This window comes from Mucilaginibacter calamicampi, from assembly GCF_042676765.1.
GTDB lineage: Bacteria > Bacteroidota > Bacteroidia > Sphingobacteriales > Sphingobacteriaceae > Mucilaginibacter > Mucilaginibacter calamicampi.
This window is the reverse complement of record NZ_JBHTHU010000005.1, coordinates 218,565-234,853: the sequence shown is the minus strand read 5'-3', so window position 1 is coordinate 234,853 and position 16,289 is coordinate 218,565. Positions and strand designations below refer to the sequence as shown.

At 43.2% G+C, this 16,289-nt stretch carries 15 protein-coding genes; 10 read left to right on the top strand and 5 right to left on the bottom strand.

All coding sequences use genetic code 11. The features are described from left to right. Positions 1 to 64 precede the first annotated feature (64 nt). Positions 65 to 823 (bottom strand): SDR family oxidoreductase, encoded by a 759-nt coding sequence (locus tag ACFQZS_RS06685; protein ID WP_377098511.1) that lies wholly within the window; start codon positions 821 to 823, stop codon positions 65 to 67. Positions 824 to 954: 131 nt separating this feature from the next. Here ACFQZS_RS06685 and ACFQZS_RS06680 point away from each other — a divergent pair, with 131 nt between their 5' ends. Together ACFQZS_RS06680 and ACFQZS_RS06675 are read left to right on the top strand one after the other, a co-directional pair. Then, entirely contained in the window at positions 955 to 1,350 is a 396-nt protein-coding gene (locus tag ACFQZS_RS06680; protein ID WP_377098509.1) for a winged helix-turn-helix transcriptional regulator, read from the top strand. A gap of 355 nt (positions 1,351 to 1,705) precedes the next feature. Further along, entirely contained in the window at positions 1,706 to 1,981 is a 276-nt protein-coding gene (locus ACFQZS_RS06675) for a hypothetical protein (protein WP_377098507.1), read from the top strand. Between the two features lie 56 nt (positions 1,982 to 2,037). Here ACFQZS_RS06675 and ACFQZS_RS06670 read toward each other — a convergent pair whose 3' ends face one another. After that, entirely contained in the window at positions 2,038 to 2,472 is a 435-nt protein-coding gene (locus ACFQZS_RS06670) for a YybH family protein (RefSeq protein WP_377098505.1), read from the bottom strand. A 423-nt stretch (positions 2,473 to 2,895) separates the two neighbouring features. Between ACFQZS_RS06670 and ACFQZS_RS06665 the strand changes: the two genes are divergently transcribed. Then, on the top strand, positions 2,896 to 4,596 hold the full coding sequence (locus ACFQZS_RS06665; RefSeq protein ID WP_377098504.1) for a M3 family oligoendopeptidase: 1,701 nt from the start codon (positions 2,896 to 2,898) through the stop codon (positions 4,594 to 4,596). A 50-nt stretch (positions 4,597 to 4,646) separates the two neighbouring features. Here ACFQZS_RS06665 and ACFQZS_RS06660 read toward each other — a convergent pair whose 3' ends face one another. After that, positions 4,647 to 5,255 carry a hypothetical protein gene (locus ACFQZS_RS06660; protein WP_377098502.1) on the bottom strand — a complete coding sequence of 203 codons (609 nt, stop codon included), beginning with the start codon at positions 5,253 to 5,255 and terminating at the stop codon, positions 4,647 to 4,649. A gap of 122 nt (positions 5,256 to 5,377) precedes the next feature. Here ACFQZS_RS06660 and ACFQZS_RS06655 point away from each other — a divergent pair, with 122 nt between their 5' ends. Beyond that, a complete protein-coding gene (locus ACFQZS_RS06655; protein WP_377098500.1) occupies positions 5,378 to 6,028 on the top strand; it encodes a hypothetical protein in 651 nt (216 codons plus the stop codon). 70 nt (positions 6,029 to 6,098) lie between these two features. Here the strand turns inward: ACFQZS_RS06655 and ACFQZS_RS06650 are convergent, their stop codons facing one another. Continuing rightward, a complete protein-coding gene (locus tag ACFQZS_RS06650; protein ID WP_377098498.1) occupies positions 6,099 to 6,752 on the bottom strand; it encodes a phosphatase PAP2 family protein in 654 nt (217 codons plus the stop codon). A gap of 79 nt (positions 6,753 to 6,831) precedes the next feature. Here ACFQZS_RS06650 and ACFQZS_RS06645 point away from each other — a divergent pair, with 79 nt between their 5' ends. The 6 genes from ACFQZS_RS06645 (at position 6,832) to ACFQZS_RS06620 (ending at position 15,409) form a co-directional block, all read left to right on the top strand. Further along, positions 6,832 to 8,529 (top strand): amino acid permease, encoded by a 1,698-nt coding sequence (locus ACFQZS_RS06645; RefSeq protein ID WP_377098496.1) that lies wholly within the window; start codon positions 6,832 to 6,834, stop codon positions 8,527 to 8,529. Between the two features lie 5 nt (positions 8,530 to 8,534). Next, entirely contained in the window at positions 8,535 to 8,789 is a 255-nt protein-coding gene (locus ACFQZS_RS06640; RefSeq protein ID WP_377098494.1) for a SemiSWEET transporter, read from the top strand. Positions 8,790 to 8,950: 161 nt separating this feature from the next. Beyond that, positions 8,951 to 9,826: a cupin-like domain-containing protein gene (locus tag ACFQZS_RS06635; RefSeq protein ID WP_377098492.1), complete on the top strand. Its 876-nt coding sequence runs from the start codon at positions 8,951 to 8,953 to the stop codon at positions 9,824 to 9,826. A 192-nt stretch (positions 9,827 to 10,018) separates the two neighbouring features. Next, on the top strand, positions 10,019 to 13,609 hold the full coding sequence (dnaE, locus tag ACFQZS_RS06630) for a DNA polymerase III subunit alpha (RefSeq protein ID WP_377098490.1): 3,591 nt from the start codon (positions 10,019 to 10,021) through the stop codon (positions 13,607 to 13,609). A 483-nt stretch (positions 13,610 to 14,092) separates the two neighbouring features. Continuing rightward, a complete protein-coding gene (gene trxA, locus ACFQZS_RS06625) occupies positions 14,093 to 14,413 on the top strand; it encodes a thioredoxin (RefSeq protein ID WP_100342052.1) in 321 nt (106 codons plus the stop codon). A 75-nt stretch (positions 14,414 to 14,488) separates the two neighbouring features. Further along, complete coding sequence (locus ACFQZS_RS06620) at positions 14,489 to 15,409, top strand: DUF58 domain-containing protein (protein WP_377098488.1); 921 nt, start codon at positions 14,489 to 14,491, stop codon at positions 15,407 to 15,409. A 21-nt stretch (positions 15,410 to 15,430) separates the two neighbouring features. Here ACFQZS_RS06620 and ACFQZS_RS06615 read toward each other — a convergent pair whose 3' ends face one another. After that, entirely contained in the window at positions 15,431 to 16,279 is an 849-nt protein-coding gene (locus ACFQZS_RS06615; RefSeq protein WP_377098486.1) for a hypothetical protein, read from the bottom strand. Positions 16,280 to 16,289: the final 10 nt, after the last annotated feature.

Below are 16,289 nucleotides of genomic sequence, written 5' to 3'. Positions count from 1 at the left end.
GCGAAGAGAGGGTCGACCAGCGAAGCGTCATCGGGGTGAGTCAACGGAGCGTTACCGCTCACGCTTACCCCAAATTATACATACCCCCATCAGCAATCAGCTCAGACCCCAACAGGAACGTTGAATCATCAGATGCGAAGAAGGTTACCACCTTTGCCAGCTCTTCCATGGTACCAAAACGGCCGATCGGAACTTTAGACACAACAGCCTCGCCCATTTGCTTTAACTGTTCTTCGGTCATACCCAATTTATCAGTAGCGTAAAATGGCGTACCTACCGGACCAGGACTAACTGAGTTTACCCTGATTTTACGTGGCAGCAACTCAACAGCCAGGTTTTTTGTTAATGATAGCAACGCGGCCTTGCTTGCTGCATACACGCTGGCACCCGCCATACCTATGTGGGCGTTAATAGAGGTATTAAAAATGATAGAACCACCTTCGTTAACCAGCGGCAGCAATTGTTGCAGACTGAAATAGGCGCCTTTAAAATTGGTATCCATTATCTCATCAAACATCTCTTCCGTCATTTCATCAACAGAATTGAACTTGCCCATGCCCGCGTTGATAAAAACAATATCAACCGATGGCGCAATTGCTTTAACACGGTTATTTAATTCCTTTATACTTTCCATGCTGTTACTGTCGGCAATTACACCGTAGGCGTTTTCGCCAAGTTTTGAAACGGCTTCGTCTATTGCTGCCTGGCTCCTGCCGGTTATGATCACCTTTGCGCCCTGGGCAATAAATTCCTGCGCGGTGGCAAAGCCTATACCGCTGTTGCCGCCTGTTATTATGGCTGTTTTGTTAGCTAATTTTTTCATTACATTTGATTTATATCCCTCAAATGTACACAGCGGGATAACTCCCGTCAAGAATGCACCATTTTGTAGGCTACGCACCACAAAGTAGGTTTTGGCGGGGTTGGCTTAAAACGCCATTTGCCTTTTTTATTATGACAAAACAAAGACACCCCGAATACACCTGCAGCATGCAGGCCGCGCTAAGTGTGCTATCAGGCAAATGGAAAGTTCAAATTTTAACCCAGTTAATGGACGGCCCCACCCGCTACAGCGAACTGCACCGCCGCGTTAGCGGGATAACAGAAAAAATGCTGTCGCAGCAATTACGCGAGCTGGAAGAAGATAAAATTATACAGCGGAAGATCTACCCCGAAGTGCCGCCGCGGGTGGAATACTCCTTTACCGAACTGGGCCTTAAACTCTCCGCCATTTTTTATGCCCTCGAAAAATGGGGTGCTGATTTTCTGACCGTCAATCAGGACAGCATTAAGGTGGCTGATGAAAGTTGTTATACTTTTAGGGAGCGGGTGATGGTGGAAAATAGTTAACTAAGAGCTCACTCACCATGTTAGTCCGGACCATGTTAGTCCGGATCTTTGATTAGTCGTGTTCGAAAGATTGGTCACCATCAAAACTCCTTCCTTGGGGAAGGGCGGGGTGGGCTGTGAAATGGCGGGTAGGGGTTTTACGCAAACTTAAAACAGCTATTTACCCCTTCCTCCTCCTTCCCCAAGGAAGGAATCGCACCGCCCGCCGCTTGTCTTAAATCTTTCGAACACGACTAATCAAAGATCCGGACTAACAAAAAATTGCACACGTAACAAAAAGTAAAGGAAGTCACAGATACAATAAATTTACTAATAATATTAGCAACTTTATTAGCTTTGCTTAAAGTTTTTACTGATGCAGTTAACTAAAGTAAAGCAATATTTAACTACCGAGGCCAAGGCCTGGCTAAGCCGCAATGGAAGTGGCGAAGTTATCAGGGTAGTTCCCTCGTACGCGCCGGCAGGGCAACAATGTTATGAGTTGTATACTTCTTTTGAACAAACAACCGAAAACTTAGGTCGTATTTTGTTTGATAACGACGGCTATTGGATATACGATGGTTATGATCTGCAAGTAGCGGAGCAGGAACATCTTGCCTTATTCATCATTAACTATATGGACCGCTTATAACAGAGCGGCTGACATTGTTTGCAGAAGCCGGGCAAAGCAAAGGATTACCCCTACATTTACTGGAATACCGCCATGCCTGTCTTTAAATCAACCGGGATAGAAACATGTTCAAGGGCTATGAGCCAGTTATCGCCTATTTTGCGGTAGCCATTCGTAACCCGCACGGTGCGGTTAACCTCGTCACCCTGCTTACTTTTGCCGGTAACGTGCTGAAAGCTATACCCAAAGCCTGCATCTCCGCCAACAGTGATACCCTGGTCTTTTATTGAAAGATGAGGTTTGCCTTCAAAATGCGAAAACATCTCCAGCCAATATCCGCGATAAACCTCAGCACCGCAATATTCCGCCCTTGGCACAACGTCAAAAATAACAAAGCTTTCATCAGGTACGTAATTTGACATCATGGCATCAACATTGCCTGAGTTAAACGCGGCTACAAAATTTTCGGTAAGCTTTTTGATCAGTTCCTCGTCGCCTTCTATAGTTTTCATAAGTTGATTATCAGGTTATTAATTCCGCTTATATTTAAATACCAAGCGGAATTAATAACCACGCAAAATTGGTTTTGTTCATTAGGCTCAACCTATTTCAGGATTTGTCTCGCGGGACAAAAAAATCCATTTTCACAATATATCTGTTTATCAGTTAATTATATAAATTTTACAGCTAATTTTCCTGACGAATAAGTAGTCTCACTTTGTCCCAACGCAAAACTGCAATCTACTCATTACCAAATTCTTACCAAAAAAACTGTCCCACCTTGTCTCACTTTGTCTCACATCCATGCAGGACAAACAATGGAGCCATTTTTCCGAATTCGCGGTTCCAACAAACTTTACATCTTTCGGACTTTCCGTCTTTCGGACTTCCGTACTATTCTGCATATTTGCATATCTACATATCTGCACATCAAAATGATCCATAAAAAAACACGCAAATACATACCTGCCGACCTTGATATTAAATGGGAAAACCTGGAGCCGCTTTACCTTGATCTGGTTAACCGCCAGATAGACAATACCGGCGACCTTGAGTTCTGGATGCGCGACCGCAGCGAACTGGAAGCGGCATTAGAGGAAGATTTTGCCTGGCGCTACATCCGCATGACCTGCGATACCAACAGCGAAGAGAAGCTGGCGGCTTTTCAGTACTTTGCTACAGAGATAGAGCCTAAAACCGCCCCCTACAGCAACGAGTTGAACAAGAAGCTGGTAGCCAGCCCCTACTTTGATGAACTGGACCACGACAAATACTTTGTGTACCTGCGAGGAGTTAAAAAGGCACTGGAGTTGTTTAGAGAAGAGAATATCCCGCTGCAAACCGAGTTGCAGGTTGAGGCGCAAAAGTACCAGCAGATAAGCGGTGCAATGTCTGTAACCATTGATGGTAAAGAGTATACGCTTGAACAGGCAGGCGCGCTGTTAAAAGATACCGACCGCAACAAACGCCACCAGGCCTGGCAGGCTATTACCGCCCGCCGCCTGCAGGAGAAAGAGAAATTGGATGATCTGTTTGATCACTTGCGCGCGTTGCGCCATAAGGTAGCCGTTAATGCCGGGTTTGAAAACTACCGCGACTACATGTTCCAGGCGCTGGGCAGGTTTGATTACACACCACAGGATTGCTACGCCTTTCACGAAGCAATTGAGCGCGAGGTGGTGCCTATTCTACAAGAACATGCGCACCAGCGCCAGCAGGCTTTGGGCCTAAGCGAACTGCGCCCCTGGGATATGGATGTAAACACATCGGGCAAGCCGCCGCTCAAGCCATTTAGCAATGGCGATGACCTGATAGAAAAAACCATACAGTGTTTTACCAATATTAACAGCTACCTGGGCGAGCGGCTGGAAATCATGAAAGCCAATAACCTGTTTGATGTGGAAAGCCGTAAAGGAAAGGCACCGGGTGGCTATAACTACCCATTGTCTGAAACCGGCGCGCCGTTTATCTTTATGAACTCCGCCAATACCTTCCGCGATCTGACCACCATGGTGCACGAGGGAGGACACGCGGTGCACACCTTCCTTACTGCGGATCTAGAATTGAACGACTTTAAACATTGCCCGTCAGAAGTGGCGGAACTGGCCTCTATGTCTATGGAGCTGGTATCAATGGATAACTGGAATGTATACTTTTCTGATCAGGATGATCTGCGCCGTGCCAAGCGCGATCAATTGGTAGATGTGCTTAAAACCCTGCCCTGGGTAGCCGTGGTTGATCAGTTTCAGCATTGGATCTATACCAATCCTGAGCATACCGCCGACGAGCGACGCGAGGCCTGGAAACAGATCTATGAACCCTTCGGCGCAGGCTTTGCCGACTGGAGCGGATTGGAGGATGCCGAAGCCAACCTTTGGCAAAAACAGTTGCATATTTTTGAGATACCCTTCTATTATATTGAGTATGGCATGGCACAGTTAGGCGCCATTGCTGTATGGAAAAACTATAAGGAAAACCCCGAAAAAGCGCTTCAGCAATACCTTGACGCGTTAAAACTGGGTTACACCAAAACCATCAAAGAGATTTACCAAACCGCGGGTATCAAGTTTGATTTCAGCGCCGACTATGTGAAGGAACTGGCTCAGTTTGTTAAGGCGGAGATAGAGAAGTTATAGTTAGGTGAGTGGTAAGTAGAGAATAGTGAGTTGTCTCATTATTTCGTTACTTACCACTCTAAATCAATCCTTGCAATTTTCCATAAGCCATTTTCTTTATATTCAACTACTTTTGGATGGCTATATGATACTCCGTCTATCAGTATCTCCATTTTAATAATTGCTTTGTTGTCTTTGATACTATGCGACGCGATCCGTGCGTCGGTAACATTTTCACCTTGCCCACCTACCCAAGAGTAGTTGGAAAAAAAATCGCAAATATTATTAGGTGCCGATTGATAGCTTTCGATTTCCTTTATACGCGTGTTTTTTAACCATAAATCACAGGATTGATAATTACGTGTTTGTATTTTAAAGAAATCTTCTGAAAAAAAATCTGTTTTTCTTAAGCGAGCGAATTGATAAGTCGTATCTAACCGATAAATAGAATCAGCATTAATTAATAGCTGTGGCTTATCAATTGAGCTGTCCGGATACATTTCCTTTATATACCATTTGTAAAACTTTAACGCTACTCCCTGAGGAGTTTCCGCACTAGTGGCTATTGCATTTGTTGCAAAGCCTTTTGATCTGTATCTGCCTGATTTTTTATCCTTTGCATTGCATGAAATTATGAATATCAAGACTGTCACAAAAATAAGATAGGAACAAAATTTCATTAGATAAAGCTTTTATTTAGGAGGATAGCTATTAAACCAAATTCGCTTTGGCAATATAAACATCTAACATCAAATTTACACGGGTAGCAAATTTCTGGTACGGTTTTGGGAATACTGTCTGTATGAAAAAGATAGTATTAGGTGCCTTCCTGTCACTGATTACAGCGGCGGGGTTTGGCCAGGACTTAAAACCTGTAGAAATAGATAGTTTGGTAACAGTGTCGTTGCCGGCAGAATATAGTAAGACGGATACGCTTAATCAGCAAGTATTTTCTGCCAACAGCGACTATGGTTATATGGTGGTTGTAAAAGCAGTCGACAAGACAAATCAGCCGCTGAAAAAGGAAAAGGACCTGAACAAGGTAATGGATAACTATGTTGACAACTTTAAGCAGCAATATAAAAACGCCAGCGCCCAAAACGTACGCGATACCACTGTAGGCGCGTTAAAAGCCAAAGCATTTACCTTACAATATGATGCCGACGACAGCAGCACCCAGTTTAAAAACTTTGTGTTATTGTATACAACCAGCGCGAGTTACTTTTTTGAGTATGCCTATCCCGGCATGCGTGCCGGCGTAATTGGCGGAGAATTGAAAACTTTCTTGTCGTCTATCAAATTATCGCCCGCACTTAACCGCGGCGATCAATACCTTTCAAACGAAAAAGGTATGTCTCCGGTTGTCAAATTTGGGTTGATTGGTGGCGGATCGCTTTTAGTAATTGCGTTGGTGGTAGTTTTGATCAACAAACGCAGGGCTGCTCTAGCCTAATTGTCTAAACTAAGATTTTAAAGGATTTAAGGATTGCAGAACTACGTGTTTTGCAATTCTTAAATCCTTTTTATTTACGGCCAATTTTACTTAAACCGCTATTCCATTTTTCTGATTTCAGGAACTGCCGGCCCTCAGCCCAGTAAAGCCAAATTGCCGTTACCACTACGCCAATAACAGAGCCTGCAGTAACATCCTCAAAAAAATGCTGACTTAGATACATACGCGAATAACCAACCAAGCAAGCCAGCAAAAACAGCGGCCATCCCCATAACTTGTTACGGCAGATGTAAGTAATTACTATAGCAGACGCAAATGCGCTTACCGTATGGCCCGAAGGGAAACTGTGCAGGGTAAGCTGCTCAGTGCCTAATACAAAGTGTATCTTATCAAGGCTGTCTTTAAAATAAAGCTGTGGCCTTGGCGCATCAAAATAGTGTTTTAATGCCTGCGCAACTAACGCGGTTACCATATTGGCGGTAGCAAATAAAAAGGCGTTACGGTAGCTAAAAAGCAGCAGCAGCAAAGTTATAACTACCACCGTCCAACCGCTACCTATGTTGGTTATGTAGGGCGCGGCTGCATCTGCCCATGTGCTGTACATGGCGTTTACGGCGTAGTAGATCTCCTCGCGGGTGTAGGTTAACTTAATGATGAGGCAAGCGGCCAGCACTATCAGATAAGGAATAAAAAACCACCTTAACTGATATAAAATTTGTTTCATGCTGCAAAGTAAAGCATATACTTATACTCAGCAAAAAAATCGTTATGTTTGGTATCCATTGACTGAATTTGTACTGAAAATGCCGAATAGCTTATTTCGCAAAAAATCTATTGATAAAATTTTAGCCGACGTTGCCAGCGGCTTCAGCGATGCCGAACACTCCGGCGTACATCTAAAAAAAGAATTACGAGTTAAAGACCTTACCCTGATGGGTATAGCCGCCGTAGTAGGTGCAGGTATATTCTCAACCATTGGCGAAGCTTCATTTTACGGTGGCCCCGGTGTAAGCATCCTTTTTATTTTAACAGCCGTTACCTGCGGTTTTTCCGCCTTATGTTATGCCGAATTTGCATCGCGCATACCGGTAGCGGGGAGCGCTTATACTTATGCCTATGCTTCATTTGGCGAGTTGATTGCCTGGATAATAGGCTGGGACCTGCTAATGGAATACGCCATAGGCAACATTGCTGTAGCTATATCATGGAGCGGCTATTTTGTAAATCTGCTGGAAGGATTTAACATCCACATGCCGGTTTATCTGACAATGGATTACCTATCGGCATTTAAGGCGCACGAACAGGTGCAGCAGCTTACAGCCAGCGGCCAGTTAACGCAGATCACTGCTGATCTTAAACAAGCCGCAGAGGCATGGGCAACTGCCCCGGGCTCGGGTAGTTTTAAGCTGATAGCCAACATACCTGCTTTGTTAATTGTGGTTGCTATAACTTACCTGGTTTATATTGGCATTCGCGAGACCAAGAAAGCCACCAACGCTATGGTTTTTTTAAAGATAGCGGTTGTTATTGCAGTAATTATCATTGGCTTTTTTTACGTTACTCCCGCTAACTGGCACCCTTTTCTACCTAATGGTTTTAGCGGTGTTATGAAGGGCGTATCAGGTGTGTTTTTTGCCTACATAGGTTTCGACGCCATATCAACAACGGCAGAAGAATGCGAAAACCCGCGCAGAGATCTGCCGCGCGGCATGGTCTATTCGCTTGTAATTTGTACGGTATTGTATGTGTTAGTTGCGCTGGTACTAACCGGCATGGTTAATTTTAAAGAGTTACAAGTTGCAGATCCGCTGGCCTTTGTATTTGGCCGTGTTGGCTTAAACAAAATAAGCTATGTAATATCAATCAGCGCGGTTATTGCTACCGCCAGCGTACTGCTGATATTCCAGTTGGGGCAACCCCGTATATGGATGAGCATGAGCCGCGATGGTTTGTTGCCTAAGGCCTTTTCGCGTATCCATCCTAAATATCATACGCCTTCATTTTCAACCATTGTTACGGGTTTTGTGGTAGCCGTTCCGGCTCTTTTCATGAATTTGACCGAAGTAACTAACCTTACCAGTATAGGCACGCTGTTTGCCTTTGTGCTGGTTTGCGGCGGTGTTTTATTGCTACCCAAAGAGGCAGGTGTTAAAGGTAGGTTTAAGATGCCTTACATTAATTCTAAATTTATAATGCCCGCACTGTTCATAGCAGGGGTGCTTGTTTTTAACAAACAGTTTATGAGCCTTTTCTCTGGCGACGATATACATAAAAACTTCCCGTATTTTCTCTTTGTGATATTGGCTGCAGCGTTAACGGTGGCCTCATTTATAAAAAATCTTTCGCTTGTACCTGTGTTGGGCCTGTTAAGCTGTTTTTACTTGATGGCCGCTTTAGAATACGAAAGCTGGATACGCTTTTTGGTATGGCTCATCATCGGCCTGGTTATCTATTTTTCCTACAGCTACAAAAACAGCGTTTTAGCTAAACAAAGCAATTAATTGGTGTGAATTACATTGATATTATAGGCCTGGTAGCAGCCTTATGCACCTCTATTTCCTTTTTACCCCAGGCCATTAAAACTATCCGTACCCGCGATACATCAGCCATATCATTAAGTATGTATTGTGTATTTACGGGTGGAACAGTACTTTGGCTTATTTACGGGATAATGATAATCAGTTATCCTGTAATTATAGCGAATACCATCACACTTATATTGGCGGGCATTATATTGGCTTATAAGGTGAGGTATAAGTAGTTGTCTGGCCTAAGATGAGGAGAATTTTAGGATGATAAGGGTCGCTTTAAAATCTGAAGAAAATTTGTATACTTGTTGTAGCGCCATCCTCTTGAAACACAACCACCGGGAGGGTATCAACAATTATCACGCAGTAAACACCAACCATAGTTTCTTAAAAAATGCAGAAAAAATCGAAGTTCACCAGCATTGACAGGAGAGCGGACATCACCTACAAAGAGTTTGTTGACCAGTACCAAAAAAAAGGCCTGCCGGTAATACTGGCAAATATTACCGACGCCTGGGCTGACCCCCAAATTTTTACCCCGGAATATCTGCGAAAAAACTTTGGCGACCGCACCGGTAATCACCCAACGCACAAGTACACCGTTGCCGAATTGCTTGATCTGACAGAAAAAGCCACCTTTGATAACCCTGCGCCATACCCGGTAAAATTTATGGTAAAATCAACCCTGCCCGAGATGGTGCCGCACATGCAGCCGCTTGATCTGAATTTTATTCGCCCTAACTGGCTAAAAAGTAAACTGCTCAAAAACAAACTGGGCAATGGCGATATGGATCTGCACATTGGCGGTGCCGGCAACAGTTACGAGATGCACAAAGACACTTATGATGTACACGCCTGGCTTATACAGCTTTATGGCGAAAAGGAAGTGATCTGTTTCCCATGGGATGAAGAGCCACTCATGTATCCCCGCAAGGGCGGTCTGCTGGAGTCGCGCTCACCCATCGTTTTTACCAACCCTGATTACGACAAATACCCCAATTTTAAAAAAGCCACGCCGATAAAAGGCAAGTTAAAAGCCGGCGAAGTGCTGTACATCCCGGGCGGCATGTGGCATACAACGGTGGCTTACCAACAAAACATGTCAACCATCATTAATCAGGTTAACGAAACCAACTACCACGCCTGGAAACGCGACGTATACGTTTACAAAGCCTTCCACAACAAACTAAAAGGCGCCATAGATTACGCAGCCGCCACGGTAATAGGCAATGTGTGCCGCATTGGGCAGTTGTTTGGGGCAAAGTATTAAGCGGTACAGAAGATTTGTAAGATTTTAGGATTGTAAGAATCGCGCCAAAAATCCTAAAATCATTTATCCTATAAATCATGGTTCAGACAGCTTAAACAATAGCCTATTTTTCAACACCTCTACTCTCCCATTACTTTTTTGATAAATTTGTATCCTACCGATTAGAGCGACGGAGATACAGCGAGACATTTTATGCCAGAGTTTTCACATTTACACGTACACACCCAGTTTTCGTTATTAGACGGCGCTGCCGATATATCAAAGCTGTATAAAAAAGCAGCTGCGGATGGAATGAAGGCGCTGGCCATTACCGACCACGGTAACATGTTTGGTGTGTTTAAATTTGTGGCCGAGGCAGGCAAACACAATGTTAAACCCATTGTGGGCTGCGAGTTTTATGTAGTGGAGGACCGCCATAAAAAGCAGTTTACCAAAGAGAAAAAAGATGTACGCCGCCATCAGCTTTTCCTGGCAAAAAATCCCGAAGGGTATAAAAACCTGGTTAAACTATGCTCATTGGGCTATATGGAAGGTCTTTACAGCAAATGGCCGCGTATAGATAAAGAGCTTATTTTAAAACATCATAAAGGCCTTATTGCCACTACCTGCTGTATAGGTGCATCGGTGCCGCAAACTATTTTAAAAGGAACGCCGGAAGAGGCAGAAGCGGAATTTAAATGGTGGCTTGACCTTTTTGGTGAGGATTATTACATAGAACTGCAACGACACGAGATCCCTGAGCAAGAGATCATCAATCAGCAACTGCTAAAATTCGCTAAAAAATATAACGTAAAGGTTATCTGCTCTAATGACTCACATTACGTGGATCAGCAGGACTCTAACGCGCATGATATTTTGCTTTGCGTAAACACAGGTGATATGCAAAGCACGCCTATTGCTACCGATGAAGAAGGTGGTAAAGGCTATCGTTTTGGTTTTCCTAATGACCAGTTTTATTTTAAAACGCAGGATGAAATGGGCAAGCTGTTTCATGACCTACCCGAATCCTTAGATAATACAAACGAAATAGTTGACAAAGTTGAGGTATTGAAGCTAAAACGCGATATACTGCTGCCCAACTTTGTTATCCCCAATGAATTTAAAATACACAGCGAAAGCACACCAGATTCGGATACGCTTAACCAATGGGAGTACTTAAAACACCTCACATTTAAGGGTGCTGCAGAACGCTATCACGACCTTACAGCCGAGATTGAAGAACGTATCAACTTTGAGCTCTTTACGGTGCGCACCATGGGCTTTGCCGGTTACTTTTTAATTGTAGCCGACTTTATTAAAGCAGGGCGCGATATGGGGGTATTTATCGGTCCGGGGCGTGGTTCGGCGGCGGGTTCAGTTGTGGCTTATTGCATCGGCATTACCAATATCGACCCGATAAAATACAACCTGCTGTTTGAAAGATTCCTGAATCCCGACCGTAAATCAATGCCCGATATTGATACGGATTTTGATGATGCGGGCAGGCAAAAAGTAATTGATTACGTTGTTGACAAATATGGCAAAAACCAGGTAGCTCAGATCATCACTTACGGCTCTATGGCCGCGCGTACCAGCATACAGGATGTGGGCCGCGTGCTGGATATGCCCCTGTCTGACGTAACGGCGCTTAAAAAACTGGTGCCTGAAACTTTAGGCATCAACCTTAAAACAGCTATTGAACAGGTTGCTGAGCTACAGGACATATATAAATCACCCGACCTGAAAGGTATTGTACTGCGCGAGGCTGAAAAGCTGGAGGGTTCTGTGCGTAACACAGGTGTGCATGCCGCGGGTATCATTATCGCGCCGTATGATCTGACCGATATTGTTCCGGTAGCTACGGCGAAAGACTCGGACCTGTTGGTTACACAGTATGACGGGCGTGTTATTGAAGATGCAGGCGTTATTAAGATGGACTTTTTGGGCCTTAAAACGCTTACTATTTTAAAGGATGCGCTACGCCTTATCAAGCAAAACCACGGTGTTGAAATAGATATAGATTACATCCCGCTGGATGACCAGAAAACTTTTGAGCTTTACCAGCGCGGCGATACCAATGGCACGTTTCAGTTTGAAAGTGACGGTATGCAAATGTACCTGCGCGACCTGAAACCCGATAAGTTTGAGGACCTGATTGCCATGAATGCCCTGTATCGCCCGGGGCCAATTGAATATATCCCCAACTTTATCAGCCGTAAGCACGGGCGCGAGCCTATCACTTTTGACCTGGCCGACATGGAGGAATACCTGGGCGAAACCTATGGTATTACTGTGTATCAGGAGCAGGTGATGCTTTTATCGCAAAAACTGGCCGGCTTTAGTAAAGGCGATGCCGACGTATTGCGTAAAGCGATGGGTAAAAAGCAGATAGAGGTGCTTAACAAAATGGAGTCGCAGTTTATGGATGGCGCCATAGCTAAAGGGCATGCCAAAGATAAGCTTACCAAAATATGGACCGACTGGAAAGCATTTGCGCAATATGCCTTCAACAAATCGCACTCTACCTGTTATGCCTTTGTGGCGTATCAAACGGCTTATTTAAAGGCGCATTATCCGTCTGAATATATGGCCGCGGTTTTAAACAACCAGAACAACATAGAAAAAATTACCTTCTTTATGGAGGAATGCCGCCGCATGGGGGTTGAAGTTTTAGGCCCGGATATTAATGAGTCTGATCTCTCATTCGCGGTAAATAAAAAAGGACAGGTAAGGTTTGGTTTAACCGGCGTTAAAGGCGTGGGAGATAAAGCGGTTGAGAGCATTATTGAGGAGCGTAAAGAGCGTGGCCCATACCTTTCGGTATATGATTTTGCTAAACGATCTAACACCCGCAGCGTTAACCGTAAATCATACGAAAACCTGGTATATGGCGGCGCGTTTGATGCCTTTGGGTTAAACAGGGCGCAGTTTTTTGCCAAGACGGAAAATGGTTTACTTACCGGTGTTGAGCGCCTGATAAAATTTGCTAATGATTATCAGAATACGCAAAGCAGTTCGCAGTCATCTTTATTTGGCGGCTCAATAGCATCCTACGTTCCGGAGCCTGCAATGCCTGAAGCGGAAGAATGGGCCCTGATAGAAAAGCTTAAATATGAAAAGGAAGTTATTGGTATATATCTAACCGGCCACCCGCTTGATAATTACAAGCTGGAGATGGAAAAGTACTGCAACAGTAAAATAGCCGATCTTAAAAACATGCAAAAAGCCCGGTCAGGAGAGGGTGGCGACGATGTAATGGCTGCATTTGCTCAACTCAGAAAACGCGGCGAGGTTTGCATTGGGGGCTTAGTAGGTAATGTACAGCATAAAATGACCAAAACGGGCAAGCCATTTGGAACCTTTGTGCTGGAAGATTATAATGAATCGTACGAGTTTGCTCTGTTTGGCGAGGACTACGTAAAATTCAAAAACCTGATGGTTAACGGGTATTTTCTGCACATTAAAGGCAACATTGAAGAAAAATTCAGGCAAAAAGATAACTGGGACCTGCGTATAACCACCATGAGCCTGCTATCAGAAATGCGCGATAAACTGACTAAGTCTGTAACTGTGGCCCTGGACCTGAATAGTATAAGCGCGCAGTTGATGAATGAGATACAAAATATTGTAAACATCAATAACGAGAAATACCCGGTAAAAAACTGCAGCCTTAGGTTCGTTATAAAAGACAGGGACGACGCTTTACTTGTTGATATGGGCTCAAAAACCTTTAAAGTTAACCCCAGCGATGATTTGATGGCTGATATAATGCAGTTAACCAATAGCCCCGCTATATTAAACTAATTGCCCCAATTAACTAATAGTCAGATAACATAAACTAACACATTTATATTTTCGCTTAACAGCAAACCCCAACAAATTTATTTTCGTATTTGTATTAAATTATATAACCTTGTATAACACTGCTCAACGCTGTTATACAATTAAACCTTTTAATATTTCTACTGTGGGTTCAAACACCGGCAAACCTTATTTACGCTGTCCAAAATGCAAAGCTCCTTATCACTTCAGGACATCAAGACCGTGGTGGGCTCTTCTACTTTCTTTTTTACCTATAAAAACCTTTTTTTGCGCCAAATGCCAAAAAAAGCGTAACCTGCTGATAAGCAATAAAAAATTAAGTACTTACGTAGATCCAAAGTAAAAAGAATTCATACAGTTGATAACTCTAAGCCTGTTGGTAATTTCTTTGTCAGATTGTCAGGCCACCACTTGTGGCAAGCAATTTGAATACTCATATTTGTTTAACAATAAAATTTAAATATCATGGCTTTAGAAATAACTGACGCAAACTTTGAGGAGCTTGTGCTTAAATCAGATAAACCCGTATTAGTTGACTTTTGGGCAGAGTGGTGTGGTCCGTGTAGAATGGTTGGCCCGGTGGTAGAAGAAATATCAAAAGATTATGCCGATAAGGCGGTTGTAGGAAAAGTGAATGTTGACCATAATCCGGGTATTTCTGTAAAATACGGCATCCGCAATATCCCTGCTTTGCTATACTTTAAAAACGGCGAGATAGTGGATAAACAAATAGGTGCTGTTCCAAAATCGGTTTTAGCCGGCAAGTTGGATAAACAACTGGCATAATCGTCAATAAAATATTCGTTTAAAAAGCGTTACAATTGAATTGTAACGCTTTTTTTGTTTTATTTTAGTTTTTATATGTCGCAACTTAACGAAGATCAGCAGGTAAGGCAATTAGCCAACCTTGAATTATTGGCAAGGCAAGTAGTTGAAGGCTTCATTACCGGCCTGCATCAAAGCCCTTTTCATGGCTTTTCGGTAGAGTTTGCAGAACACCGCCTTTATAACAATGGCGAGTCGGTAAAAAACATAGACTGGAAGCTTTTTGCCAAAACCGACAAGCTGTTTGTTAAGCAATTTGAAGAAGAAACTAACCTTAGATGTTACCTCCTGCTTGATTCATCATCGTCAATGAATTTCCCGGAGCAGGGATTAAATAAGCTGCAATTTTCTATATATGCCATTGCGTCATTAATGTACCTGTTTAAAAAACAGCGGGATGCTTTCGGGCTATGCACTTTTTCTGATAAAATAGACAGTTTGAGCCATGTTAAGTCGGCATCAACGCATCTGTTCTATCTGTACGCGCAATTAGAAAAATTATATCGCGAGCCTAAAACAAGCACCTCCACCAACATTGCCGAGGTGCTGCATCATGTTGCAGAGCAGGTTCATCAACGCTCGCTTGTTATTATTTTTAGCGATATGCTGGAGAATAATATGGATAACACCAAGTTACAGGCGCTTTTTGCGGCTATACAGCATTTAAAATATAACAAGCACGAGGTAGTTATATTTAATGTGAATGACAAGCAAAAAGAAATGGACTTTAATTTTGATAACCGCCCGCATCATTTTATTGATATGGAAAGCGGCGAAGAAATAAAGGTTCATCCCGGCAAGATCCGCCAGGCATATCAAACTTCGTTACAACATTATCGCCGCGAACTGGAACTAAAATGCGCGCAATACCACATAGACATTATTGATGCTTCTATTCAGGACGGATACTATGATATCCTAAGATCCTACCTGATCAAGCGGAACAGCATGATATAATGCTTTATTGTTATACCTGAGTTAGGCGGGTATATGGTTTCTTCTGCCCCCGTTTCTGTAATAAAGAAAATCGCGGTTAGGCTCATAATGATGCTCCGCAGTATACGGGCTTTCAAAAAGATCAGCAGTAAGGTCTTCTCTGACAAAGAAAGCATTGGTGCCTGTAAAAACGCAACCTACCAGGTTGTAGCCTTTGCTTTTGCCTAATTGCTCTAAAGCCAATAACGATGCCCCAAAATAGCTTGAACCATCCCACATGCGTTTTGCATCATACTTAACAACAAAGTGAGTATCAGGCCTAAAGTTTGAGTTATACTCTATAGCCACCACCCGCGGCCGGTAATTGGTTATAGCCTCCCAAACATAATACGTGTTATAATCAATGTCGATAGATAGCAGATCCAATTCCGCAGGAACATTTGCCTCCTTAAATAAGGATTCGATGTTTTCTGCGGTGATAAAATTATTTTTTACGGTTAGTTTTCTGCCACCTATAAAATCAGTAAACATGGCGTTTATCTTCTTCGTATCCTCGGGGTTTCCTTCTATCCATAAACCCTGCCATTGCTTATAAAGCAGGTTTAAGGTATTACTTTCCAGCCCGTCGGTTACGCCAAACTCAACAAAATACTTATTGGTGGTGCCAATACGGTTAAATATCTCTTGTATTATACCGTCCTCGCCATTTTGCGAAAACACCTGGTATTCACTTTTATTCAGGCGCTTATTATTGGCGTACTTTGGATTGTTATGCAAGTTCTCTTCCAGGAACTGTGCAACCTGAAAGCCTCTGTCTATATTTTTTTGCGCGATAGCTGTGTTTAGGATATCCCGGATCTGTCTTATTCTCTTAATGAAATTTAGTCCCATAAATATGATA